The following is a 23,629-nucleotide window of genomic DNA, read 5'->3' on the forward strand; positions in this document are numbered from 1 at the left end:
CGTTCCTGATGTTTCCGGCTATTTGTCCGGGCTGTCGATGGTCAGTTTTTGCGGCGCGGTGGTGCTGCTGGCCAGAGGCCCGCTGCGGCCTACCCACTCACCGGCGGTCGGCTGACCGGCACGGGAGACGCGCGCAACCAGTTGGACTTCAGGAAAGTTCGACAGTTTCAACTGCGGCATCATTGCATCGGCATCACCCAGCTCGACGGTTACCGGCAGGTCAGCGACGGTCAGACGCTTGGCGGCCAACGGCGCTGGAGGGCCGGAAACGGCGCGGGCGAAGATGAACACGCTGTCGCCCGGCTGCACTTTGCCTTTGAGCTCGCTGGCCAGATCCACGCTGACTTTGAGCAGCGCGGTTTTCGCCACCGACGCCTGAGCCACCTTGCCGCCGCTGGCTTCAAGTTTCTCGGTCGCTCGCGCGATACCGCCCTGCAGGGCTTCGCGGGATTTGTCATTCGCCGGCAGTTGCTCCAGCAGGCGGTTCCAGTAGTCGATAGCTTGCTGATAGCGCTCACCTTCGAACGCGGCGATACCGAGCAGACCGAGGCTGGTGACTTCTTTCGGATCAGCCTTCAGCGCTTCGTCGGTCAGGGCCTGGATCTTGTCCGACCACTTCTTGCCATCGGCGAAGTACTGCGCCTGCGCCCACTGGCCGAGCAGCTCCGGTTGACGACCGGCCAGGTTGGCGGCGCGCTCGAACATCTTCGCCGCGTCCGCCGGACGATCCTGAGCCATATAGGTACGACCGAGGAAATACAGGCCTTCGGCGGAATCCGGTTGCGCGGCCACGGCGCGCTCCAGCCGCCGGGTCATCTCTTCCATCGACTGCGGTGCCTGGGCGAACTCGCGGGTCAGCTCGACTTTGTCGGCAGCACCGAAATGCAGGTACAGAGCGAGGCCCAATACCGGCACCAGCAAAGCTGCCAGCAGCGGCAACGGCTTGCCCAGCTTAGAAACCCGGGTCGGCGCCACACCTTCGGTGTCGGCCAGCAACTCACGGGCCGCTTCAGCACGGCCGCTGTCCATTTGCGCAGCATCGAGAACACCTTCAGCCTGCTGCGCTTGCAGCTCGGCGACGCGCTCCTGATACAACACGACGTTCAGGGCAGTCCGATCCTCTTCACGCTGGGCGCGACGTTCGCGCAAAACAGGAATCAGCAGAAAACTCAGGGCGACCAGAAGCAACAGCCCTGCGGCAAGCCAGAAATCAATCATTCTTGGTTTTTATCCAACAGTTGGTCGAGGCGCTGACGCTCTTCGGGGGACAGCGATTGCGGAGTCTCGGTGCGTTGCCCGCGACGGCGGCGGACGATCACGGCGATCACGACAAAACCGCCGAGCAGCAATCCCGCCGGGCCGAACCACAACAGCGCGGTCTTGGCATTCAGCGCCGGTTTGTAGCGCACGAAATCACCGTAGCGGTCGACCATGAAGTCGATGATCTGCTGATTGTCCTTGCCCTCGCCGAGCATGCGGAAAATCTCTTTGCGCAGATCGGCGGCAATCGGCGCGTTGGAGTCGGCGATGTCCTGGTTCTGGCACTTGGGGCAGCGCAGTTCCTTGGTCAGCTCGCGGAAACGCTCGCGATCGCCCTCTTTGGCGAACTCGTAGGTGTCGATGGCGGCATGCGCCACGCCCGTCAGGCTCAACCCCAGCACCACGGCAGCAATAAAACGCTTCATGGCTTGGCCTCATCGACCAGCGCCTGATACTTGGCCGCCAGTTTTTCGCGCCAGACCTGCTCGTCGATCACCCCGACGTACTTGTCGCGAATGATGCCCTTGGCGTCGATGAAGAAGGTTTCCGGCGCGCCGTAGACACCCAGATTCAGGCCCAGGGAGCCTTCGTCGTCACGGATGTCCAGTTGATACGGGTTGTGGAATTCGGCCAGCCACTTCAACGCATCGGCGTTGGTGTCCTTGTAGTTGATGCCGTAGATCACCACGCCGCGCTCGGCGAGTTTGTTCAGCACCGGATGCTCGACCCGACAGGAAATGCACCAGGTGCCCCAGACGTTGACCAGCGCCGGTTTTCCGAGGATGTCAGCCTTGGTCAGGGTCTTGTCGCCCTGCACCGCCGGCAGGGAAAACTCCGGGAACGGCTTGCCGATCATCGCCGACGGCAGCTCCGCCGGATCCAGGTACAGACCGCGATAAAGAAATACCGCCACCAGCAGGAAAATCGCCAGCGGCACCAACATCAACCAACGTCTCATGCAGCGGCTCCTTCCATGCCCAGCGCTTCACGCACCCTGGCTTTGACCTTGACCCGGTAACGCCGGTCCAGCGCCGCCAGCATCCCGCCCAGACCGGTCAGCAGACCGCCGAACCAGATCCAGCGCACAAACGGTTTCACATGCACCCGCACCGCCCAGGCGCCGTCGCCCAGTGGTTCACCCAGAGCAACGTAGAGGTCGCGGGTGAAACCGGCGTCGATTCCGGCTTCGGTCATCATCGAACTCTGCACGGTGTACAGGCGTTTTTCCGGGTGCAGCACGCTGACTTCGCGGCCATCGCGGATCACCCGGATGGTGCCTTTGTCAGAGGTAAAGTTTGGGCCTTCGAAGTGTTTGGCACCTTCGAACACGAACTGATAACCGGCCAGTTCCATCGACTCGCCCGGCGCCAGACGCAGGTCGCGCTCGGCACTGTTCTGACTCGACAACACCACGCCCAGCGCGCACACGGCGATGCCGATGTGGGCCAGTTGCATGCCCCAGTAGCTGCGGGTCAGGGTCGGCAGGCCTTTGATCAGGCCTTTGTGGCGCGTCTTGTCGAAGATGTCGCGCACGCCGGCCAGCAACACCCAGGCCGCCAGCAGGAAGGTTGCGATCACCGCCCAGTTGAAATCGCCGTAGGCGACACCGGCAACGACTGCCAGGGCGACGCTGCCCAGCAGCACCGGGGTCAGCATGTTGGCCAGCCATTTCACCGGCGTATCTTTCCAGCGCACGATCACACCGACCGCCATCACCACCATCAGCAAGGCCATCAACGGAATGAACAACGCGTTGAAATACGGTGGACCGACCGACAGCTTGGCGCCGCTGATCGCATCGAGAATCAGCGGATACAGCGTGCCGAGCAGGATCATCGACGCGGCCACCACCAGCACCAGGTTGTTGCCCAGCAGCAGGGTTTCCCGCGACCACAGGTTGAAACCGACCTGGCTCTTGACCACCGGGGCGCGCAAGGCAAACAGCGTCAGCGAACCACCGACCACGAACAGCAGGAAAATCAGGATGAACACGCCGCGCTCAGGATCGGAGGCAAACGCGTGCACTGACGTCAGCACACCGGAACGTACGAGGAACGTCCCGAGCAGGCTCAGGGAGAATGCGGCAATCGCCAGCAACACCGTCCAGCTCTTGAACACGCCACGTTTCTCGGTGACCGCCAGCGAGTGAATCAGCGCCGTGCCCACCAGCCATGGCATGAACGAGGCATTTTCCACCGGGTCCCAGAACCACCATCCGCCCCAGCCGAGTTCGTAGTAAGCCCACCACGAACCGAGGGTGATACCGATACCGAGGAATGCCCAGGCGACGATGGTCCACGGACGCGACCAGCGCGCCCACGCCGCATCCAGACGACCGCCGAGCAGTGCAGCGATGGCGAACGCGAAGGCCACGGAGAAACCGACGTAGCCCATGTACAGCATCGGCGGATGCACGATCAGGCCGATGTCTTGCAGCAACGGATTGAGGTCACGACCGTCCGCCGGGATCTGCGGCAGGATCCGCGAGAACGGGTTGGACGTGAGGATCAGGAACAACAGGAAACCGGTGCTGATCATGCCCATCACCGCCAGTACGCGGGCGAGCATGACTTGCGGCAACTGCCGGGAGAACACCGACACCGCGAAAGTCCAGCCACCGAGGATCAAAGCCCACAGCAGCAGAGAACCTTCGTGGGCACCCCACACGGCGCTGAATTTGTAGTACCACGGCAGCGCGCTGTTGGAGTTCATCGCGACGTAAGCCACGGAGAAGTCATCGGTCATGAACGCGTAGGTAAGGACGCCAAAGGCGAACAGCAGGAACGCGAACTGCCCCCAGGCCGCTGGCTGGGCGAGGCCCATCCACAGGCGGTCGCCGCGCCAGGCACCGAGCAACGGCACCACGGCCTGCACCAGCGCGAAACACAGCGCCAGGATCATGGCCAGATGGCCAAGCTCGGGAATGAAAATGGTGGACGTCATCGATCAACCCTCCTTCGCTTGGGTCGGCGCGGATTGACCGCTGTCCTTCAGGGCCTTGGTCACTTCCGGCGGCATGTATTTCTCGTCGTGCTTGGCCAGCACTTCATCGGCCACTACGACGCCGTCGGCGTTGAGCTTGCCCAGTGCGACGATGCCCTGCCCTTCGCGGAACAGGTCCGGCAGGATGCCGCGGTAGGTGATGGTCACGGACTTGTTGAAGTCGGTGACCACGAATTTGACGTCCAGGGAATCCGGGGAGCGTTGCAGCGAGCCCTTCTCGACCATGCCGCCGGCGCGGATGCGGGTGTCCTGCGGCGCTTCGCCGTTGGCGATCTGGGTCGGGGTGTAAAACAGATTGATGTTCTGCTGCAGGGCGCTCAAGGCCAGGCCGACGGCAGCGCCGACCCCGACCAGAATCGCCAGAATGATGATCAAGCGTTTTTTGCGCAGCGGATTCACTTGCCGTTCTCCCGGCGCAGACGACGCGCCTCTTGTTGCAGATAACGCTTGCGGGCCGCCATCGGCGCCGCCACGTTGAGGATCAGTACCGCCAGACAGATGCCGTAGGCCGACCAGACGTACAGGCCATGATGGCCCATGGCGAGGAAGTCGCCGAATGACGCAAAACTCATCGAGCGGCCTCCAGGCTGTTCTGCACTTCTTCTTTCACCCAACTGGCGCGGGCTTCGCGCTTGAGCACTTCAAGACGCATGCGCAGCAACAGCACGGCGCCGAAGAAGCAGTAGAAACCCAGCACCGTCAGCAGCAGCGGCAGCCACATTTCGACGGGCATCGCCGGTTTTTCGGTCAGGGTGAAAGTCGCGCCCTGGTGCAGGGTGTTCCACCACTCCACCGAGTATTTGATGATCGGGATGTTGATCACGCCGACGATGGCCAGCACCGCGCAGGCCTTGGCGGCGCTGTCACGGTTGCTGATGGCGTTGCCCAGGGCGATCACGCCGAAGTACAGGAACAGCAGAATCAGCATCGAGGTCAGCCGCGCGTCCCAGACCCACCACGAACCCCACGTCGGCTTGCCCCAGATCGCCCCGGTGACCAGCGCCACGGCGGTCATCCACGCACCGATCGGTGCGGCGCATTGCAGGGCGACGTCGGCCAGTTTCATCTTCCACACCAGCCCGACCACACCGCACACCGCCAGCATCACGTAGATCGACTGAGCGAGCATTGCGGCGGGAACGTGGATGTAGATGATGCGAAAGCTGTTGCCTTGCTGATAGTCCGGCGGCGCGAAGGCCAGGCCCCAGACGACGCCGACAGCGATCAGCAGCAACGCTGCAATGCTCAGCCACGGCAGGAACTTGCTGCTGATGCCGTAGAACCACTTGGGCGAGCCGAGCTTGTGAAACCAGGTCCAGTTCATACTGTTTCCATCACGGGTGCCGCTCATCGGTGTGAGCAGTCTCAGGGTCTTTGCTGGTTAAATTTTAACCAGACCTCATTATTCGCCGACGCTGATCTTCAGGCCAGCAGCTATTGCAAAAGGTGTCAGGGTTATCGCCAGGGCGGTCAGGCTGCCAAGCCACAACAGATAACCCGTCGCCGGCATGCCTTGCAGTGCCGCCTGCAAGGCGCCACTGCCGAGGATCAACACCGGGATGTACAACGGCAGAATCAGCAGCGCCAGCAACAGGCCACCGCGTTTCAGACCGACCGTCAGCGCCGCGCCCACCGCGCCGAGCAAGCTCAGCACCGGCGTTCCCAGCAGCAACGAAAGCAGCAATACCGGCAGACACGCAGCCGGCAACCCGAGCATCAACGCCAGTAACGGCGAGAGCAAAACCAGTGCCAGCCCGGAAAAAAGCCAGTGTGCCAGCACCTTGGCCAACACCAGAAGTGGCAGGGGGTGCGGCGAAAGGACCCACTGTTCAAGGGATCCGTCTTCGAAATCACTGCGGAAAAGCCCGTCCAGCGAGAGCAGGACCGACAAAAGCGCCGCCACCCAGACTAACCCCGGGGACAAGTTTTGCAATACTTGAGTTTCCGGTCCGACGGCCAGCGGGAACAACGCGATGACGATGGCAAAGAAAATCAGCGGATTGGCCAGCTCCGCCGGGCGGCGGAACAGCAGTCGGGATTCACGGGCAACCAGCAGGCCGAACACACTCATACTGCCCAGTTCCCCAGATCGATGTCGCGATAACCGGCCGGCATCCGGCTCAGTGTGTGGTGAGTGGTCAGCACTACCAGACCGCCCTGCTCGCAGTGATTGGCCAGGTGTTCTTCGAGTTGCGCCACGCCTTGTTTGTCCAGCGCAGTGAAGGGTTCATCGAGAATCCACAGCGGCGGGCTGTCCAGATACAAGCGTGCCAGCGCCACGCGGCGCTGCTGACCGGCGGACAGGCTATGGCAGGGAACATCCTCGAAGCCGCGCAATCCAACCGCCGCCAGTGCCTGCCAGATCGCGTCGCGTCCGGCAGGTTGATGCAGGGCGCAGAGCCAGGCGAGGTTTTCTTCCGGGGTCAGCAGGTCCTTGATTCCGGCGGCATGGCCGATCCACAGCAGGTTGCGCGCCAGTTCGCTGCGTTGCTCGGCCAGGGGTTGGCCGTTGAGCAGCACCTGACCGTTGGTCGGCTGCATCAGGCCGGCCAGCAGGCGCAAGAGACTGGTCTTGCCGCTGCCGTTGGGACCGCTGATCTGCACCATATCGCCACTGGCCAGTCTCAATTCGAGATTCTCGAAGAGCAGTCTGAGATCGCGCTCACAGGCGAGGCCGACGGTTTGCAGGACAGGGCTGGTCAAGGGTTCACGGGCCTTATACGGTTCAAGTCGGCTCTGGGGCGGCCGTTAAAGAGTTGCAGCATAAATGCAATGACGGCTCAATCCAGAGAGCTGGGTCAAACAATTGCTATGTTTTTTTGAACGAACGGAAGGACGGGCGGCATTATACATGGCGTCCCCTGCTCTCCCGAGTGCATTTTCCTCAGGTTGTGTCCGCGTATGACAGGCGAAATGAACATCCTCCCGCTCCCGCCCACCACCCCGGCGACCGCTCGCCCGCAGGTGGGTGAGCTGCTCAAGTTGCTGACGCCGATGGACGGGCTGATTGCCGCCGGCCAGAGCGCCAAGGCCGAGGTGTTGTCGCTGAAACCGGCGGACCTGGCCTTTCAGGTGCTGCTCAAGGTCACCCTCGACGGCGGCCGCCAGACCACCGTGCAGGCGACCAGTCCCCTGCCGCTGCCGCAAGGCACCAACCTGGCGGTCACCCAGCCGTCGGCGGGCAATCTGGCGGTCACCGTGCAACAGGCCATCGCCAGCGCTGTCGCTACCCTCACCCGCATTGATACCGCGCAATTGCCGGTCGGTACGCTGCTGCAAGGCAAGGTGCTGACCAATCAGGCGCTGCCGCAGGTGCCGGGGCAGCCGACGGTGTTCCGTTCGACGGTCAGCCTGCTCAACACCGTGCTGAGCGGCAGCACCCTGAGCCTCGACAGCCCGCAGCCATTACGCATCGGCACCCTGTTGTCGGCGCTGGTGCAGGATTCCCAGACCCTCAAGTTCCTGCCGCTGAGCAGTCGTCAGGAACAACTGGCGGTCAGTCAGCAACTGGTCAGCCAGCAAAGTCGCCAGGGTTCGCTGGATGGCTTGCTGAAAATGCTTCAGAGCCTGCCGCCCTCCGACGATCAGACCTCCAGTGATCTGCGCGCTGCCGTGGACCGGCTGCTGGCCAACCTGCCGGACGTCGGGCAACTGACCACCCCCAAAGGCCTGGCCCAGGCGCTGCTCAACAGCGGCGCCTTTCTCGAAGCCAAATTGCTCGCCGGGCAAAACCCGACCCTGACCCCGGACATGAAAGGCGATCTGCTCAAGCTGATCGCGCAACTCACCCCCGGCCTGCCCGGCAATACCAATCTGAACGCAATCATCGCCGCCAACACTCTGGCTCAGGCGATGCCGAGCTTCGTGCGCAATGCCCTCGGCATGCTCGGCCAGGTCAGCGCCAAACCGGTGCCGGGCAGTTTCCCGCTGCCGGACCGGCTGCTGCAAAGCCTGGAAGGTGAAGGCGATCTGGAACATTTGCTGCGCCTGGCCGCCGCCGCTGTTTCGCGCCTGCAAAGTCATCAACTGTCGAGCCTGGAACAGACCGGCGTGACCGACGACGGGCGCCTGCTCAGCACCTGGCAACTGGAAATCCCGATGCGCAACCTGCAGGACATCGTGCCGTTGCAGGTCAAATTCCAGCGCGAAGAAGCGCCACAAGAAGAAAAACAGAACGAACGTCGTGACAGTGAACGCGAAACCAAACAGCAACTGTGGCGCGTCGATCTGGCCTTCGACATGGAACCGCTGGGGCCGATGCAGGTTCAGGCGCAACTGATCAGCGGCAGCCTGTCGAGCCAGCTATGGGCCGAACGGCCGTACACTGCCGACCTGATCGAAACCAATCTGGACGCACTGCGCCAGCGCCTGCTGGATCGCGGGCTCAACGTCGGCGATCTCGACTGCCACCTCGGCACCCCGCCGCAAGGCATCCAAACCCGTCTCGAACACCGCTGGGTCGACGAAACCGCATGAACGATTCCACTGCTCCACGCCAGGCCATCGCCCTCAAGTACGACGGCAGCCACGCCCCGACCCTCACCGCCAAGGGCGACGACGAACTGGCCGAGGAAATCCTGCGCATCGCCCGCGACTGTGAAGTGCCGATCTACGAGAACGCCGAACTGGTCAAGTTGCTGGCACGCATGGAGCTGGGCGACAGCATCCCGCAGGAGCTGTACCTGACGATTGCCGAGATCATCGCGTTTGCCTGGAACCTCAAGGGCAAGTTCCCGGCGGGACACAACCCGGATGCGCCGATGGTCGAGAAAGACGTCACCGACCGCGGCGACGATTACTGAATTTTCATAGGCCCCATCGCGAGCAGGCTCGCTCCCACATCTGACCGCGTTTCGTCATGACGACCGCGATTCAATGTGGGAGCGAGCCTGCTCGCGATAGCGATTTCAGCCGCGCTGCAAATCAGTTCTTGTGCAGCTTGCGCATCAACTCCGCCTCAGCCTGGGTCAACCCGCAGGACTGAGTCAGCTCATCGACACTCGCGCCCATCCCCACCAGTTTCGCCGCCTGGGCGAACGACAGGCTGGACGGGTCGCGCTGTTCGAGCTGGGTGATCTTGTCCGGGATCGGACTGACGACCGCGCGCAGCTCGTGCAGGGCTTCGCCCATGCGCACGTTGCCGTTCTGGTAATCGTCGACACGCTTGGCCAGGTCCTTGATGCGCTGGTCACGCAGCGCATCGCCCTGGGCCTGTTGCGCAGCGATCACGCGCTGCGCCTTGATGTACGCCAGAAACATCGCCAGCGTGCCTGCCCAGAACAGGAACAGGACAATGACCGCTACCTCGAGAATCAATCAGATATTCTCCAGTTCCGACCATTCTTCTTCGCTCATCATCTTGTCCAGCTCGACCAGGATGAGCAACTCGTTGTTCTTGTTGCACACGCCCTGGATGAACTTGGCCGACTCTTCGTTACCGACGTTCGGTGCGGTCTCGATTTCCGACTGACGCAGGTAAACCACTTCAGCCACGCTGTCGACCATGATGCCGACCACTTGCTTGTCGGCTTCGATGATGACGATACGGGTGTTGTCGCTGATCTCGCCGCTCATCAGGCCGAAGCGCTGACGGGTGTCGATCACGGTCACCACGTTGCCGCGCAGGTTGATGATGCCCAGCACGTAACTTGGAGCACCCGGAACCGGAGCGATCTCGGTGTAGCGCAGGACTTCCTGAACGCGCATCACGTTGATGCCGTAGGTTTCGTTGTCCAGCTTGAAGGTCACCCATTGCAGGATCGGATCTTCGGAACCCTTTGCCGCAGTAGCCTTGTCGTTCATACCCTAGCCCCTCGAAAAACCGCGCCTGGCGGTGTGTGTTCTGTGCGCCGCCATGCGTATGCCGGTGCTGTCTGTTATGTAAGTGTCATGTCGGTTTGTGGTTCGGCTTACTGCCGGACATGTGCTTTGCCCCACCGCTGGCGATCAGCTCGGCCAGTGCGGAGACATCGAGCAAGGCGCACATGTGTTCAATCACCGTGCCCGCGAGCCATGGCCGCTGACCCCGGTGACTTCTCCATTTGATTTCATTCGGGTCCAGGCGCAACGAGCGGCTGACCTGATGCACCGCCAGCCCCCACTCGTAACCTTGTACCGAAATCACGTATTGCAGGCCCTGACGGAAGTCATCGCGATAGCGATCCGGCATGACCCAGCGCGCGGTGTCCAGCACCTTCAGGTTGCCGGCCTGGCTTGGCAGGATGCCGAGGAACCATTCCGGCTGACCGAACAGCGGCGTCAGCTCATGCCCGGCCAGCGAATAGATCGAGCCGAGGCACACCAGCGGCACGGCCAGGGTCAGCCCAGCGACGTCGAACAGCAGGCATTCAAACGCTTCCGACGCCCAGGCCGGGCGACCGTCGGTTTCCACCGGTGGCGGCGTATTGCTCGGTGGCAGATGCACTTCCACCAGCGGCGCAACCAGAGTCGGCTCGACCGGGGCTGGCGCAGGCGCTTCAGGCTCGGGCGCTGGTGCCGCCGGAACCGCAGGCGTTTGCAGAAGTTGGGTTTGCAGCAGCGGTGCCAGCGTGGAGACCACGCGCACCGGCTCAGGCTCTTTGATCAAAGTCGCAGGTGCCTTCGCTACCACAGCCGCAGGCGCTGCAACCGGGGCGACCGGCCGGGCGGCTTGCTGTGCATCCCGGGCCTGCTCTTCAAGCACGGCGGCCTGGAATTCATCGAGTACGGCGGTGTTCTCGACCACCTCGACCACCTCGACCGGCGCTGCGATTTCCTGCTCGACCTCGTCCGTCACTTCCTGCAGCAAGCCGTCCAGATAGGACTGCAGCGCCAGTTGCGGCTTCGATGTCAGCTTGATCGGCCGATTCATGCTCAGGCCACCTGCGGAACGAGTTGTTGCGCCAGCAGATGCTTGAGCAGCGCGCGATAGGCCAGCACGCCACGGCTCTTGCCGTCGAATTGCGAAGGCGTGACACCGGCACGGCTGGCGTCGCGCAGACGGGTATCGACCGGGATATAACCCTGCCAGATCTCGTCGGGGAATTTGTCGCGCAGCACGCGCAAGGTGCCCATCGACGCCTGGGTGCGGCGGTCGAACAGGGTCGGCACGATGCTGAACGGCAGCGCCTGTTTGCGCGAACGGTTGATCATCGCAAGCGTATTGACCATGCGCTCCAGGCCTTTGACGGCCAGGTGTTCGGTCTGCACCGGAATCACCAGTTGCTGGCTCGCGGCCAGGGCGTTGACCATCAGCACACCGAGCAACGGCGGGCTGTCGATGATCGCGTAATCGAAGTCCTGCCACAGCTGCGCCAGACTCTTGGCGATCACCAGGCCCAGGCCACTCTGCCCCGGCGACTGACGCTCGAGGGTGGCCAGCGCGGTGCTGGACGGCAACAGGGAAATGCGTTCATCGCTGGTGGACAGCAGCAACTGGCCCGGCAGGCCCTGCGGCACACTGCCCTTGTGCAGGAACAGGTCGTAGTTGCTGTGTTCCAGGCTGTCGGGGTCGTAACCGAAATAGCTGGTCATCGAGCCGTGCGGGTCGAGATCGACCACGACCACGCGTTTGCCCGCCTCGGCCAGCAAACCGGCTAAAGCGATGGAAGAAGTGGTTTTACCAACACCACCCTTTTGATTGGCGACTGCCCAGACTCTCATTCGGATTGTTCCTCCCGGCCGAGATGCTCGGCCGAGACATGGCTCAGCGTATTAATGCGGGCGACGGAGAATTGACGGCACTCTCGCGTCCCGGCGTCTTGACCGGGGTCGGTGCAGTTTGTGTGCCAGCACGCTTCAACGCCGCGTCCGGTGTTGCATTGGCGGTCCCGGTGCCGGTCAGGCTGCGGCGCACATCAAGATTGCGCGACACCACCAGCACCACGCGACGGTTCTTCGCCCGGCCTTCGGCGGTGGCGTTGTTGGCTACCGGCTGGAATTCGCCGTAACCCACCGAGGCCATGCGGCCCGGGTTGACGCCCTGCATCGCCAGCATGCGCACGATGCTCGCCGAACGCGCCGAAGACAGTTCCCAGTTGGTCGGGTACTGCGCGGTGCGGATTGGCTGGTCGTCAGTGAAGCCTTCGACGTGGATCGGGTTGTCGAACGGTTTGAGGATCGCCGCGACCTTGTCGATGATGTTGAACGCGATGTCGCTCGGCATCGCATCACCGCTGCCGAACAACAGGCTGGAGTTGAGTTCGATCTCGACCCACAGCTCATTGCCGCGCACGGTCATCTGGTTGCTCGCGATCAGGTCGCCGAACGCGGCGCTGATATCGTCGGCGATGCTTTTCAGCGGATCGCTAGCCCCGGCGATGCCGGCATCGACCTGCTCGCTGTCCTTGACCAGCGGCTTGGCCGGGGTCACGGTTTTCGGGCGTTCTTCACCGATCGGGATCGGCTTGAGCGAGCGGTCGGAGTCGGTGAAGACTCCGATCAACGCTTCGGAGATGACCTTGTACTTGCCTTCGTTGATCGACGAGATGGAGTACATCACCACGAAAAAGGCAAAGAGCAAGGTGATGAAGTCGGCGTAGGAAACCAGCCAACGTTCATGGTTTACGTGCTCTTCATGCTGGCGACGACGTGCCATGAGGTTAGTCCCTTAATCCATGAAGCCCTGAAGCTTCAACTCGATGGAGCGTGGGTTTTCACCTTCAGCGATCGACAAAATACCTTCCAACAACATTTCGCGATAACGCGACTGTCGCAACGCAATTGACTTGAGCTTGGCGGCGACCGGCAGCAACACCAGGTTGGCACTGGCCACACCGTAGATGGTAGCGACGAATGCCACGGCGATGCCGTTGCCCAGTTGCGACGGATCGGCCAGGTTGCCCATCACGTGGATCAGGCCCATCACCGCACCGATGATACCGATGGTCGGCGCGTAGCCGCCCATGCTTTCAAAGACCTTGGCGGCTTCGATGTCGCGGGCTTCCTGGGTGTAGAAATCCACTTCGAGGATGCTGCGGATCGCTTCCGGCTCGGCGCCATCGACCAGCAGTTGCAGGCCTTTGCGCGAGTAGGCGTCAGGTTCGGCATCCGCCACGCCTTCCAGGCCCAGCAGGCCTTCCTTGCGTGCGGTGAGGCTCCAGTTGACGACGCGGTCGATGCCGCCGGCCAGATCCACACGCGGCGGGAAAAAGATCCACGCGAGAATCTGCATGGCACGCTTGAACGCGCTCATCGGCGATTGCAGCAAGGCGGCACCGATGGTCCCGCCGAGCACGATCAGCGCCGCCGGGCCGTTGGCCAGTGCGCCGAGGTGACCGCCTTCAAGGAAGTTGCCGCCGATGATGGCGACAAACGCCATGATGATCCCGATAAGGCTTAGGACATCCATCAGATACACGCCTCGACGATGTGCTTGCCGATATCGTCCAGACCGTACACCGCATCCGCGAGGTCAGCTTTGACGATCGCCATCGGCATGCCGTAGATCACGCAGCTGGCTTCGTCCTGGGCCCAGACGGTGCTGCCGCCCTGTTTGAGCAGACGCGCGCCTTCGCGACCGTCGGCGCCCATGCCGGTCAGCACGACCGCCAGAACTTTGTCACTGTAGGATTTCGCTGCGGAACCAAAAGTGATGTCCACGCAAGGCTTGTAGTTCAGACGTTCGTCGCCCGGCAGGATTTTCACCGCGCCACGGCCGTCGATCATCATCTGCTTGCCACCCGGCGCCAGCAGCGCCAGGCCCGGACGCAGGATGTCGCCATCCTCGGCTTCCTTGACGCTGATGCGGCACAGCTTGTCCAGACGCTCGGCGAAGGCCTTGGTGAAGGCGGCCGGCATGTGCTGGATCAGCACGATCGGCGCCGGGAAGTTGGCCGGCAACTGGGTCAGAACCCGCTGCAGCGCAACCGGGCCACCGGTCGAGGTGCCGATTGCCACCAGCTTGTAGGCCTTGCGTTTCGGCGCCGGCGACGAAGCGCTGGCTGCTGGAGCGCGAGCCGGGGCAGGCGCCGGTGCCGGACGAGCCGGTGCACTGTGGCTGCCAAAGCTCGACGGCGCCGCTGCCGGAGTCGGCGCAGGTGCCGGTGCGGCGGCTGGCGCCGGCGCACTGTAGGCACTGAAACGACGGTTGCTGCGCGAGATGCTGTGCACCTTCTCGCACAGCAGTTGCTTGACCTTCTCCGGATTGCGCGAGATGTCTTCGAAATTCTTCGGCAGGAAATCCACCGCGCCGGCATCCAGCGCATCCAGGGTCACCCGGGCGCCTTCATGGGTCAGCGAGGAGAACATCAACACCGGGGTCGGGCAGCGCTGCATGATGTGCCGCACCGCCGTGATGCCATCCATCATCGGCATCTCGTAGTCCATGGTGATCACGTCCGGCTTGAGGGCCAGGGCCTGATCGATCGCCTCTTTACCGTTGGTTGCCGTACCGACAACCTGGATGCTCGGATCCGCTGAAAGAATTTCCGAGACGCGGCGGCGGAAAAAACCCGAATCGTCCACCACCAGGACTTTGACTGCCATAAACACTCCATTAGGTGCAGCGGGACGTTGTCGCCCCGCTGCCCCGGATTCAAATACGCCGTGCGGCGTAACGCTTGAGCATGCTTGGAACATCGAGAATCAGCGCAATGCGGCCGTCACCGGTAATGGTGGCGCCGGACATGCCCGGGGTTCCCTGCAGCATTTTGCCCAATGGCTTGATGACCACTTCTTCCTGGCCGACCAGTTGATCGACGACGAAGCCGATCCGCTGGGTGCCCACCGAAAGGATCACCACATGGCCTTCGCGCTGCTCTTCGTGAGCGGCGGAGCTGACCAGCCAGCGCTTGAGGTAGAACAATGGCAGCGCCTTGTCCCGCACGATCACCACTTCCTGGCCGTCCACCACGTTGGTGGTCGACAGGTCGAGGTGGAAGATTTCGTTGACGTTCACCAGCGGGAACGCGAACGCCTGGTTGCCGAGCATCACCATCAGGGTCGGCATGATCGCCAGCGTCAGCGGCACCTTGATGACGATTTTCGAGCCGGCGCCCTTGGTCGAGTAGATGTTGATCGAACCGTTGAGCTGGGAAATCTTGGTCTTCACCACGTCCATGCCGACTCCACGGCCGGACACGTCGGAGATCTCGGTCTTGGTCGAGAAGCCCGGGGCGAAGATCAGGTTGTAGCACTCGGTGTCGCTCAGGCGGTCGGCGGCATCCTTGTCCATCACACCGCGTTTCACGGCGATGGCGCGCAGGACGTTCGGGTCCATGCCTTTGCCGTCGTCGGAGATCGACAGCAGGATATGGTCGCCTTCCTGCTCGGCGGCCAGGATTACCTTGCCGCCACGAGCCTTGCCCGACGCTTCGCGTTCTTCCGGCGACTCGATGCCGTGGTCGACCGCGTTGCGCACCAAGTGGACCAGCGGGTCGGCCAGTGCCTCGACGAGGTTCTTGTCGAGGTCGGTCTCTTCGCCCACCAGTTCCAGGTTGATTTCTTTCTTGAGCTGACGCGCGAGGTCGCGAACCAGACGCGGGAAGCGGCCGAAAACTTTCTTGATCGGCTGCATCCGGGTCTTCATGACAGCGGTCTGCAGGTCGGCGGTAACCACGTCGAGGTTCGACACGGCCTTCTGCATCGACTCGTCGCCGCTGTTCAGGCCCAGGCGCACCAGACGGTTACGCACCAGTACCAGCTCGCCGACCATGTTCATGATTTCGTCGAGACGTGCGGTGTCCACACGCACGGTGGTCTCGGCTTCGCTCGCCGGTTTTTCCGGTGGTGGAGTCGCCGGAGCACGGGCCGGAGCCGGTGCAGCAGCGGCAGCCGGTTTGGCCGGTTCGGCTTTGGGCTCAGGCGCTTTCGCAGCAGGTTTAGCTGCAGCGGCCGGGGCCTTGGCGGCAGGCGCTGCAACCGCCGAAGCATTGCCGGCCGTCACGACGGCACCGGTGTTGACGTCCGTGAACTTGCCTTTGCCATGCAGATCGTCGAGCAGCGATTCGAACTCGTGGTCGGTGATCAGATCGCTACCGGCCGCCGCCGCTGCCGGGGCAGCATTTGCATTCGCAGGGACGGACGCAATCGCCGACTCCAGCGCATCGACGGCGAAGTTGCCCTTGCCGTGCAATTGATCGAGCAAGGCTTCGAATTCGTCGTCGGTGATGTCCGAGCTGTCGCCCGCCGCCGGAGCCGCAGGCGCCGCGGCAGCCGGTGCCACGGCATCGGCCGCGAACTGGCCCTTGCCGTGCAACTGGTCGAGCAGCGACTCGAACTCGGCGTCGGTGATTTCATCGCTGGCCGCTTCGTCGGAAGCCGGCGCAGCGGCAGCCGCCGGGGCTTCGGCTTCGGCCTTGACGGCGTTCAGCGAGTCCAGCAACTGTTCAAATTCGTTATCGGTGATGTCGCCGGAGTCGCCGGTTTCGTTTTCAACGACCAGCTCTTCGATCATCTCGGCCACAGGCGAAGCCGGGGCTTCATCCGCCGATTGCGGTTCGGCCAGACGCGCCAGGGCGGCCAGCAGTTCCGGGGTTGCCGCGGTAATCGGGCTGCGATCGCGGACTTCGCCGAACATGCTGTTCACCGAGTCCAGCGCTTCGAGCACCACGTCCATCAGTTCTGCATCTACGCGACGCTCACCCTTGCGCAGGATGTCGAACACGTTTTCGGCGATGTGACAGCACTCCACCAGCTCGTTGAGCTGAAGGAAGCCGGCGCCCCCTTTTACAGTGTGGAAACCGCGAAAAATTGCGTTGAGCAGATCTGCGTCATCCGGGCGGCTTTCCAGCTCGACCAGTTGTTCGGACAGTTGCTCAAGAATCTCGCCGGCCTCAACCAGGAAATCCTGAAGGATCTCTTCATCGGCGCCGAAGCTCATTAATGGGGTGCTCCTACAGGTCTAAAAACCCAGAAAACTAAAATCCAAGGCTGGATAGCAAATCGTCCACATCGTCCTGACCGGACACAACGTCTTCTCGTTTATCGGCATGAATCTGCGGACCTTCACCCTGCGAGAGATGTTTTTGTGGATCTTTTTCAGCGAGCATCGCCGCACGGTCATGTTCGATGCCCGCAAAGCGGTCAACCTGACTGGCCATAAGGACGAGTTTGAGCAAATTGCTTTCGACTTCGGTGACCAGTTGGGTCACGCGCTTGATCACCTGACCGGTGAGGTCCTGGTAATCCTGGGCCAGCAGAATGTCGTTGAGGTTGCTCGACACCGCGCGATTGTCCGCGCTGCTGCGTGCCAGAAAACCGTCGACCCGACGCGCCAGCTCGCGGAACTCTTCAGCCCCGACTTCACGGCGCATGAAACGTCCCCAGTCGGCACTCAACGCTTGGGCTTCATCAGCCAGACCATTGACCACCGGCGTGGCGCTTTCCACTAGATCCATGGTGCGGTTGGCCGCGGCTTCGGTCAGCTTGACCACATAGCCCAGGCGCTCGGTCGCATCAGTGATCTGCGACACTTCCTCGGCCTGCGGCATGTGCGGGTCGATCTGGAAGTTGACGATTGCACTGTGCAGTTCGCGCGTGAGCTTGCCGACTTCCTGGTACAGGCCACGGTCACGGGTCTGATTGAGCTCATGGATCAGTTGCACAGCGTCGCCGAACCTGCCTTTTTCAAGGCTTTCGACCAGTTCGACCGCGTGTTTTTTCAGCGTCGACTCAAAGTCGCCCTGTGAAGATTCTTTATGCTCCATAGCTCCCCCGCGCGTCATCAGCCGATGCGTTCGAAAATCTTCTCGATTTTTTCTTTCAGCGCCTGAGCCGTGAAAGGTTTGACCACGTAGCCGTTAACGCCGGCCTGGGCCGCTTCGATGATCTGCTCGCGCTTGGCTTCAGCGGTCACCATCAGCACCGGCAGGTGCTTGAGTTTTTCATCGGCGCGCACGTGACGCAGCAGGTCGATACCGGTCATGCCGGGCATGTTCCAGTCGGTCACCAGAAAGTCGATGCTGCCGCTGTTGAGCACCGGAATGGCGGTGGTGCCATCGTCGGCTTCAACGGTGTTGGTGAACCCGAGGTCACGCAACAGGTTCTTGATGATCCGCCGCATCGTTGAGAAGTCATCAACGATGAGGATTTTCATGTCTTTGTTCAATTCGACCTCCAAGCAGTCTTAAACGCGTCCAGCACCTGAACGCGCCATTTCAATCAATCCGGCAAAGCACTCGACGACTGTCTGGAGCACAACAGAGCAAGACCGGTGCCGTTCACCACCGCACCAGCCTCGTTCGCAGTGTCCCCACACTGCCTTCAGCGCGCTCGCCACTCCCCCAAACGCCCCCGCAAGCGGGCCGCGCACTGGCTGTGTAACTGGCTGACCCGCGATTCACTGACGCCAAGGACTTCACCGATTTCCTTGAGGTTCAGTTCTTCGTCGTAGTACAGCGCCAACACCAGTCGCTCACGCTCCGGCAAATTGGCAATCGCGTCCGCCAGCGCCGCCTGGAAGCGTTCATCCTCCAGATCGCGTGACGGCTCAAGATGAGCACTGGCGCCATCCTCGTGCAGCCCTTCGTGTTCGCCGTCCTGCAACAGGTCGTCGAAACTGAACAGTCGGCTGCCCAGGGTGTCGTTCAAAATCCCGTAGTAATCGTCGAGACTCAACTGGAGTTCGGCCGCAACCTCGTGATCTTTAGCGTCACGGCCGGTTTTAGCTTCAATCGAGCGAATCGCGTCGCTGACCATACGGGTATTGCGGTGAACCGAGCGCGGTGCCCAGTCCCCCTTGCGTACTTCATCGAGCATCGCGCCGCGGATCCGGATGCCCGCGTACGTTTCGAAACTGGCGCCCTTGCTGGCGTCGTATTTGGTCGAGACTTCGAGCAGGCCGATCATCCCGGCCTGGATCAGGTCTTCGACCTGCACACTGGCCGGCAGCCGCGCCAGCAAGTGGTAGGCGATGCGTTTGACCAGTGGCGCGTAACGCTCGATCAGCTCGTACTGCGCATCACGCGCCGACTTTTTGTAAAGGTTCATACCGCTGGCGGTCATAGCACAGGTCCTGCCGTTTGCTGCACGAGGCGCTCGACGAAAAATTCGAGATGGCCGCGCGGGTTGGCGGGCAGCGGCCAGGTGTCGACCTTTTGCGCGATCGCCTTGAATGCCAGTGCGCACTTGGAACGCGGGAAGGCTTCATAGACCGCACGCTGCTTCTGCACCGCCTTGCGCACGCTTTCGTCGTAAGGCACCGCACCGACGTATTGTAAGGCGACGTCGAGGAAGCGATCCGTGACCTTGGTCAACTTCGCGAACAGGTTGCGACCTTCCTGCGGGCTCTGGGCCATGTTGGCCAGGACGCGGAAGCGGTTCATGCCGTAATCGCGGTTGAGCAGCTTGATCAGCGCGTAGGCGTCGGTGATCGAGGTCGGCTCGTCGCAGACCACCAGCAACACTTCTTGCGCAGCGCGAACAAAACTGACTACCGAGTCACCAATACCCGCAGCGGTGTCGATCACCAGCACGTCGAGATTGTCACCGATGTCGCTGAACGCCTGGATCAGGCCGGCATGCTGGGCCGGGCTCAGGTGAACCATGCTTTGCGTGCCGGAAGCGGCCGGCACGATGCGGATCCCGCCGGGACCTTGCAACAGCACGTCGCGCAGCTCGCAGCGGCCCTCGATCACATCGGCCAAAGTACGTTTGGGCGTCAGGCCCAGCAGAACGTCGACGTTCGCCAGACCCAGGTCGGCATCCAGCAGCATGACCCGACGGCCAAGCTCTGCCAGCGCCAGGGACAAGTTCACTGACACGTTAGTCTTGCCGACGCCACCTTTGCCGCCGGTCACCGCGATCACCTGTACGGGATGCATGCTGCCCATGTTATTTCTTTACCTTGTCTTGCATAGACGGAGGCCACATTACTGGCTGCGCGTTCACAACCGGAACAATGCGTGGCAGACCATCGATGTAGGTACAAAAACTGTTCATTACCTCAGCCAACCTGCTTGGTCGGGCTGTGGTAGATATCAGCGAACATGTCAGCCATGGCTTCTTCGCTGGGTTCTTCCTGCATTTGCACGCTGACGGCGCGGCTGACCAATTGATGACGGCGCGGCAGATGCAGATCATCCGGAATCCGTGGGCCGTCGGTCAGGTAGGCGACCGGCAGTTCATGACTGATCGCCAGGCTCAGCACTTCGCCAAGGCTGGCCGTCTCATCCAGTTTAGTCAGGATGCACCCGGCGAGCCCGCAACGCTTGTAACTGTGATAAGCGGCGGTTAGAACCTGTTTCTGGCTGGTGGTTGCCAGCACCAGATAATTTTTCGACCGAATGCCACGACCGGCCAGACTTTCCAGCTGCATGCGCAGTGCCGGATCGCTGGCCTGCAGGCCGGCGGTGTCGATCAGCACCACGCGTTTGCGCAGCAGTGGATCCAGCGCCTGCACCAGGGACTGGCCCGGGTCGACGTGGGTCACCGACACATTGAGGATCCGGCCCAGGGTTTTCAACTGTTCCTGAGCACCGATACGGAAACTGTCCATGCTCACCAGCGCAATGTTCTGCGCGCCGTACTTGAGCACGTAACGGGCAGCCAGTTTGGCGAGGGTGGTGGTCTTGCCCATGCCGGCCGGGCCGACCATGGCAATCACACCGCCCTCTTCCAGCGGCTCGACTTCCGGTGTGGCGATCATCCGCGCCAGGTGCGCGAGCAGCATGCGCCAGGCCTGACGAGGCTCTTCGATATCGCTGGTCAGCGCCAGCAGGTCGCGGGACAACGGGCCGGACAGACCGATGCGCTGCAGACGACGATAGAGGTTCGCCTGGGCCGGACGGCTGCCTTGCAGCTGATTCCAGGCCAGGGTGCCGAGCTGCACTTCCATCAGCTCGCGCAGGCTGTTGAGTTCGAAACGCATCGAATCCAGCGCACGCGGATCGACGCCAGCGGCAACCGGCGCAGGGGCCGGGGCTGGACGGACCGGTGCGGCGTACGTCGGTTCTGTCAGAGGCTCGGCTGCTGTCAGCGGCAGGCCGGCGGTCAATGGCAGACCGGAGAACAACTGGCGATTGGTGCTGCCGTCGGCCTCACCACGCATGCTCAGCTCGGCCTGGGCAGTGACGATGCGCGACTGAGTCTTGCGCAGCTCGTCTTCGAGTTCCATGTTCGGAACCCGTGGCGCCAGCGCCGACAGTTTGTAATCCAGCGCCGCCGTCAGCTCGACGCCGCCGGCAATGCGGCGGTTGCCAATGATGGCGGCATCAGCGCCCAGCTCATCACGAACCAGCTTCATGGCCTGACGCATATCGGCGGCGAAAAAACGCTTAACTTGCATAAACCACTACCTCAGCCGTTGGGCCCTACTGTCGCAACGATGGTCACTTGCTTGTTGTCCGGAATTTCCTGGTAGGCCAGCACATGCAGTCCGGGAACTGCCAGGCGACCAAAGCGCGAGAGCATCGCGCGAACCGGGCCTGCTACCAACAGGATCACCGGCTGACCTTGCATTTCCTGACGCTGCGCCGCTTCGATGAGCGAACGTTGCAGCTTCTCGGCCATGCTTGGCTCAAGCAGAACGCCCTCTTCCGAGCCTTGTCCTGCCTTCTGCAGACTATTGAGCAATATTTGTTCCAACCTTGGCTCCAGCGTGATGACTGGCAGCTCGGACTCAGTCCCTACAATGCTTTGGACGATTGCACGGGATACGCCAACCCGCACAGCGGCCACCAAAGCGGCGGTATCTTGACTCTTGGCGGCATTGTTGGCGATGGCTTCGGCAATGCTGCGGATGTCGCGCACCGGCACGTGTTCGGCCAGCAGCGCCTGCAACACTTTCAGCAGCTGCGACAACGTGACCACACCCGGCACCAGCTCTTCCGCCAGTTTCGGCGAGCTCTTGGCCAGCAATTGCATGAGTTGCTGCACTTCTTCGTGGCCGATCAGCTCGCTGGAGTGCTTGTACAGAATCTGGTTCAAGTGGGTGGCGACCACGGTGCTGGCGTCCACCACGGTGTAGCCGAGCGATTGCGCCTGGGCGCGCTGGCTGACTTCGATCCACACAGCCTCCAGGCCGAAAGCCGGATCTTTGGCGGTAATGCCGTTGAGCGTGCCGTAGACCTGCCCCGGGTTGATCGCCAGTTCGCGATCCGGGTAGATCTCGGCTTCGGCCAGGATCACGCCCATCAGGGTCAGGCGGTAGGCGCTCGGTGCCAGGTCGAGGTTGTCGCGGATGTGCACGGTCGGCATCAGGAAGCCCAGATCCTGCGAGAGCTTCTTGCGCACGCCCTTGATCCGCGCCAGCAACTGGCCGCCCTGGTTGCGATCCACCAGCGGAATCAGGCGATAGCCGACTTCCAGGCCGATCATGTCGATGGGCGTCACGTCGTCCCAGCCCAGCTCCTTGGTTTCCATGGCGCGGGCCGGCGAAGGCAGCAGTTCCTGCTGACGCTTGACCTCTTCCAGCGCCTGCACCTTGGCCACGTTCTGCTTCTTCCAGAACAGGTATGCGCCACCGGCAGCCAGGGCGGCCATGGTCAGGAACGAGAAATGCGGCATGCCCGGCACCAGGCCCATGACCGCCATCAGACCGGCCGCTACCGCCAGCGCTTTCGGCGAGGCGAACATCTGGCGATTGATCTGCTTGCCCATGTCTTCCGAACCGGAAGCACGGGTCACCATGATCGCTGCAGCTGTAGATAACAACAGTGATGGCAATTGCGCCACTAAACCGTCACCGATGGTCAGCAAGGCGTAAACCTTGCCCGCATCAGCGAATGTCATGTTGTGCTGGAAGATACCGACCGCCATACCGCCGATCAGGTTGATGAACAGAATCAGCAGGCCGGCGATGGCGTCACCGCGGACGAACTTGCTGGCACCGTCCATCGAACCGTAGAACTCTGCTTCCTGGGCCACTTCCTGACGGCGGGCCTTGGCCTGGGCCTGGTCGATCAGGCCGGCGTTGAGGTCGGCGTCGATCGCCATTTGTTTGCCGGGCATCGCATCGAGGGTGAAGCGCGCGCTCACCTCGGAAATCCGCCCCGCACCCTTGGTCACCACGACGAAGTTGATGATCATCAAGATCGCGAAGACCACGATACCGACCACGTAGTTACCGCCGATCACCACCTCACCGAAAGCCTGGATCACCTTACCGGCAGCGGCGTGGCCGTCCTGACCGTGGAGCATCACCACCCGCGTCGACGCCACGTTCAGCGCCAGTCGCAGCAGCGTCGCCACCAGCAGGATCGTCGGGAACACCGCAAAATCCAGTGGCCGCAAGGCGTACACGCAGACCAGCAGCACGACGATCGACAGGGCAATGTTGAAGGTGAAGAACACGTCGAGCAGGAACGGCGGCACCGGCAACATCATCATCGCCAGCATGACCAACAGCAACAGCGGCACACCCAGATTGCCCCGGCTGAGCTCCGTCAGGTTACTGCGGGCACTGTTGATTAACTGAGAGCGATCCACCGGTTTTCCCCGTTCCTTTAAA

At 62.1% G+C, this 23,629-nt stretch carries 25 protein-coding genes; 2 read left to right on the forward strand and 23 right to left on the reverse strand.

Annotated features, from left to right (window positions below):
- Positions 1-18 precede the first annotated feature (18 nt).
- The 9 genes from ccmI to ccmA all read right to left on the reverse strand — a co-directional run bounded on the left by ccmI (position 19) and on the right by ccmA (position 6,966).
- Positions 19-1,218 carry a c-type cytochrome biogenesis protein CcmI gene (gene ccmI, locus DXT77_RS19335; protein ID WP_119428802.1) on the reverse strand — a complete coding sequence of 400 codons (1,200 nt, stop codon included), beginning with the start codon at positions 1,216-1,218 and terminating at the stop codon, positions 19-21.
- On the reverse strand, positions 1,215-1,685 hold the full coding sequence (locus tag DXT77_RS19340) for a cytochrome c-type biogenesis protein (protein ID WP_119428803.1): 471 nt from the start codon (positions 1,683-1,685) through the stop codon (positions 1,215-1,217). Before DXT77_RS19340 ends, ccmI begins: the two co-directional genes overlap by 4 nt.
- Entirely contained in the window at positions 1,682-2,218 is a 537-nt protein-coding gene (locus DXT77_RS19345; RefSeq protein WP_011333088.1) for a DsbE family thiol:disulfide interchange protein, read from the reverse strand. Before DXT77_RS19345 ends, DXT77_RS19340 begins: the two co-directional genes overlap by 4 nt.
- Entirely contained in the window at positions 2,215-4,203 is a 1,989-nt protein-coding gene (locus DXT77_RS19350; RefSeq protein ID WP_119428804.1) for a heme lyase CcmF/NrfE family subunit, read from the reverse strand. Before DXT77_RS19350 ends, DXT77_RS19345 begins: the two co-directional genes overlap by 4 nt.
- Before the next feature lie 3 nt (positions 4,204-4,206).
- Entirely contained in the window at positions 4,207-4,662 is a 456-nt protein-coding gene (ccmE, locus tag DXT77_RS19355) for a cytochrome c maturation protein CcmE (protein WP_065261104.1), read from the reverse strand.
- Entirely contained in the window at positions 4,659-4,835 is a 177-nt protein-coding gene (gene ccmD / locus DXT77_RS19360; RefSeq protein WP_119428805.1) for a heme exporter protein CcmD, read from the reverse strand. Before ccmD ends, ccmE begins: the two co-directional genes overlap by 4 nt.
- Complete coding sequence (locus DXT77_RS19365) at positions 4,832-5,587, reverse strand: heme ABC transporter permease (protein ID WP_085699421.1); 756 nt, start codon at positions 5,585-5,587, stop codon at positions 4,832-4,834. The genes ccmD and DXT77_RS19365 overlap by 4 nt, the downstream gene beginning before the upstream one ends.
- A gap of 78 nt (positions 5,588-5,665) precedes the next feature.
- Positions 5,666-6,334 (reverse strand): heme exporter protein CcmB, encoded by a 669-nt coding sequence (gene ccmB / locus DXT77_RS19370; RefSeq protein ID WP_085710502.1) that lies wholly within the window; start codon positions 6,332-6,334, stop codon positions 5,666-5,668.
- The gene (ccmA, locus tag DXT77_RS19375) at positions 6,331-6,966 is read right to left on the reverse strand and encodes a cytochrome c biogenesis heme-transporting ATPase CcmA (RefSeq protein WP_119428806.1); all 636 of its coding nucleotides are present in this window, start codon (positions 6,964-6,966) and stop codon (positions 6,331-6,333) included. Before ccmA ends, ccmB begins: the two co-directional genes overlap by 4 nt.
- Positions 6,967-7,164: 198 nt before the next feature.
- Between ccmA and DXT77_RS19380 the strand changes: the two genes are divergently transcribed.
- Together DXT77_RS19380 and DXT77_RS19385 are read left to right on the forward strand one after the other, a co-directional pair.
- Positions 7,165-8,739 (forward strand): flagellar hook-length control protein FliK, encoded by a 1,575-nt coding sequence (locus tag DXT77_RS19380; protein ID WP_119428807.1) that lies wholly within the window; start codon positions 7,165-7,167, stop codon positions 8,737-8,739.
- Complete coding sequence (locus DXT77_RS19385; RefSeq protein ID WP_119428808.1) at positions 8,736-9,065, forward strand: EscU/YscU/HrcU family type III secretion system export apparatus switch protein; 330 nt, start codon at positions 8,736-8,738, stop codon at positions 9,063-9,065. Before DXT77_RS19380 ends, DXT77_RS19385 begins: the two co-directional genes overlap by 4 nt.
- A gap of 121 nt (positions 9,066-9,186) precedes the next feature.
- Here the strand turns inward: DXT77_RS19385 and DXT77_RS19390 are convergent, their stop codons facing one another.
- The 14 genes from DXT77_RS19390 to flhA form a co-directional block, all read right to left on the reverse strand.
- Positions 9,187-9,579, reverse strand: coding sequence for a DUF2802 domain-containing protein (locus DXT77_RS19390; protein WP_085703350.1), 393 nt, complete (start codon positions 9,577-9,579; stop codon positions 9,187-9,189).
- The gene (locus DXT77_RS19395) at positions 9,580-10,065 is read right to left on the reverse strand and encodes a chemotaxis protein CheW (RefSeq protein WP_007959223.1); all 486 of its coding nucleotides are present in this window, start codon (positions 10,063-10,065) and stop codon (positions 9,580-9,582) included.
- A gap of 85 nt (positions 10,066-10,150) precedes the next feature.
- Complete coding sequence (locus DXT77_RS19400) at positions 10,151-11,113, reverse strand: CheW domain-containing protein (protein ID WP_119428809.1); 963 nt, start codon at positions 11,111-11,113, stop codon at positions 10,151-10,153.
- A gap of 2 nt (positions 11,114-11,115) precedes the next feature.
- Positions 11,116-11,904, reverse strand: a complete 789-nt coding sequence (locus DXT77_RS19405) for a ParA family protein (protein WP_007959220.1) — start codon at positions 11,902-11,904, stop codon at positions 11,116-11,118.
- A 43-nt stretch (positions 11,905-11,947) separates the two neighbouring features.
- Positions 11,948-12,838 carry a flagellar motor protein MotD gene (gene motD, locus DXT77_RS19410; protein ID WP_085710492.1) on the reverse strand — a complete coding sequence of 297 codons (891 nt, stop codon included), beginning with the start codon at positions 12,836-12,838 and terminating at the stop codon, positions 11,948-11,950.
- A 12-nt stretch (positions 12,839-12,850) separates the two neighbouring features.
- Positions 12,851-13,591: a flagellar motor protein gene (locus DXT77_RS19415; protein WP_085710490.1), complete on the reverse strand. Its 741-nt coding sequence runs from the start codon at positions 13,589-13,591 to the stop codon at positions 12,851-12,853.
- On the reverse strand, positions 13,591-14,727 hold the full coding sequence (locus DXT77_RS19420) for a chemotaxis response regulator protein-glutamate methylesterase (protein ID WP_114881910.1): 1,137 nt from the start codon (positions 14,725-14,727) through the stop codon (positions 13,591-13,593). The genes DXT77_RS19415 and DXT77_RS19420 overlap by 1 nt, the downstream gene beginning before the upstream one ends.
- A gap of 49 nt (positions 14,728-14,776) precedes the next feature.
- Positions 14,777-17,062 (reverse strand): chemotaxis protein CheA, encoded by a 2,286-nt coding sequence (locus tag DXT77_RS19425; RefSeq protein ID WP_119428810.1) that lies wholly within the window; start codon positions 17,060-17,062, stop codon positions 14,777-14,779.
- Between the two features lie 37 nt (positions 17,063-17,099).
- Complete coding sequence (locus DXT77_RS19430; RefSeq protein ID WP_007951961.1) at positions 17,100-17,888, reverse strand: protein phosphatase CheZ; 789 nt, start codon at positions 17,886-17,888, stop codon at positions 17,100-17,102.
- A gap of 17 nt (positions 17,889-17,905) precedes the next feature.
- Entirely contained in the window at positions 17,906-18,277 is a 372-nt protein-coding gene (locus DXT77_RS19435; protein WP_003183998.1) for a chemotaxis response regulator CheY, read from the reverse strand.
- A 167-nt stretch (positions 18,278-18,444) separates the two neighbouring features.
- Positions 18,445-19,185 carry an RNA polymerase sigma factor FliA gene (fliA, locus tag DXT77_RS19440; RefSeq protein WP_007951959.1) on the reverse strand — a complete coding sequence of 247 codons (741 nt, stop codon included), beginning with the start codon at positions 19,183-19,185 and terminating at the stop codon, positions 18,445-18,447.
- A complete protein-coding gene (fleN, locus tag DXT77_RS19445) occupies positions 19,182-20,012 on the reverse strand; it encodes a flagellar synthesis regulator FleN (RefSeq protein ID WP_003222917.1) in 831 nt (276 codons plus the stop codon). Before fleN ends, fliA begins: the two co-directional genes overlap by 4 nt.
- 113 nt (positions 20,013-20,125) lie before the next feature.
- Complete coding sequence (gene flhF, locus DXT77_RS19450; protein ID WP_119428811.1) at positions 20,126-21,466, reverse strand: flagellar biosynthesis protein FlhF; 1,341 nt, start codon at positions 21,464-21,466, stop codon at positions 20,126-20,128.
- Positions 21,467-21,477: 11 nt separating this feature from the next.
- A complete protein-coding gene (gene flhA, locus DXT77_RS19455) occupies positions 21,478-23,607 on the reverse strand; it encodes a flagellar biosynthesis protein FlhA (protein ID WP_119428812.1) in 2,130 nt (709 codons plus the stop codon).
- Positions 23,608-23,629: the final 22 nt, after the last annotated feature.

Source organism: Pseudomonas sp. 91RF (assembly GCF_003576265.1).
In the GTDB taxonomy this organism is placed as follows: domain Bacteria; phylum Pseudomonadota; class Gammaproteobacteria; order Pseudomonadales; family Pseudomonadaceae; genus Aquipseudomonas; species Aquipseudomonas kribbensis.

Bases quoted from the DNA above. Each gene is read 5' to 3' on its own strand.
- ccmI (WP_119428802.1), bottom strand. From the start codon at position 1,218: ATGATTGATTTCTGGCTTGCCGCAGGGCTGTTGCTTCTGGTCGCCCTG.
- DXT77_RS19340 (WP_119428803.1), bottom strand. From the start codon at position 1,685: ATGAAGCGTTTTATTGCTGCCGTGGTGCTGGGGTTGAGCCTGACGGGC.
- DXT77_RS19345 (WP_011333088.1), bottom strand. From the start codon at position 2,218: ATGAGACGTTGGTTGATGTTGGTGCCGCTGGCGATTTTCCTGCTGGTG.
- DXT77_RS19350 (WP_119428804.1), bottom strand. From the start codon at position 4,203: ATGACGTCCACCATTTTCATTCCCGAGCTTGGCCATCTGGCCATGATC.
- ccmD (WP_119428805.1), bottom strand. From the start codon at position 4,835: ATGAGTTTTGCGTCATTCGGCGACTTCCTCGCCATGGGCCATCATGGC.
- DXT77_RS19365 (WP_085699421.1), bottom strand. From the start codon at position 5,587: ATGAACTGGACCTGGTTTCACAAGCTCGGCTCGCCCAAGTGGTTCTAC.
- ccmB (WP_085710502.1), bottom strand. From the start codon at position 6,334: ATGAGTGTGTTCGGCCTGCTGGTTGCCCGTGAATCCCGACTGCTGTTC.
- DXT77_RS19380 (WP_119428807.1), top strand. From the start codon at position 7,165: ATGACAGGCGAAATGAACATCCTCCCGCTCCCGCCCACCACCCCGGCG.
- DXT77_RS19385 (WP_119428808.1), top strand. From the start codon at position 8,736: ATGAACGATTCCACTGCTCCACGCCAGGCCATCGCCCTCAAGTACGAC.
- DXT77_RS19395 (WP_007959223.1), bottom strand. From the start codon at position 10,065: ATGAACGACAAGGCTACTGCGGCAAAGGGTTCCGAAGATCCGATCCTG.
- DXT77_RS19400 (WP_119428809.1), bottom strand. From the start codon at position 11,113: ATGAATCGGCCGATCAAGCTGACATCGAAGCCGCAACTGGCGCTGCAG.
- DXT77_RS19405 (WP_007959220.1), bottom strand. From the start codon at position 11,904: ATGAGAGTCTGGGCAGTCGCCAATCAAAAGGGTGGTGTTGGTAAAACC.
- motD (WP_085710492.1), bottom strand. From the start codon at position 12,838: ATGGCACGTCGTCGCCAGCATGAAGAGCACGTAAACCATGAACGTTGG.
- DXT77_RS19415 (WP_085710490.1), bottom strand. From the start codon at position 13,591: ATGGATGTCCTAAGCCTTATCGGGATCATCATGGCGTTTGTCGCCATC.
- DXT77_RS19420 (WP_114881910.1), bottom strand. From the start codon at position 14,727: ATGGCAGTCAAAGTCCTGGTGGTGGACGATTCGGGTTTTTTCCGCCGC.
- DXT77_RS19425 (WP_119428810.1), bottom strand. From the start codon at position 17,062: ATGAGCTTCGGCGCCGATGAAGAGATCCTTCAGGATTTCCTGGTTGAG.
- DXT77_RS19430 (WP_007951961.1), bottom strand. From the start codon at position 17,888: ATGGAGCATAAAGAATCTTCACAGGGCGACTTTGAGTCGACGCTGAAA.
- DXT77_RS19435 (WP_003183998.1), bottom strand. From the start codon at position 18,277: ATGAAAATCCTCATCGTTGATGACTTCTCAACGATGCGGCGGATCATC.
- fliA (WP_007951959.1), bottom strand. From the start codon at position 19,185: ATGACCGCCAGCGGTATGAACCTTTACAAAAAGTCGGCGCGTGATGCG.
- fleN (WP_003222917.1), bottom strand. From the start codon at position 20,012: ATGGGCAGCATGCATCCCGTACAGGTGATCGCGGTGACCGGCGGCAAA.
- flhF (WP_119428811.1), bottom strand. From the start codon at position 21,466: ATGCAAGTTAAGCGTTTTTTCGCCGCCGATATGCGTCAGGCCATGAAG.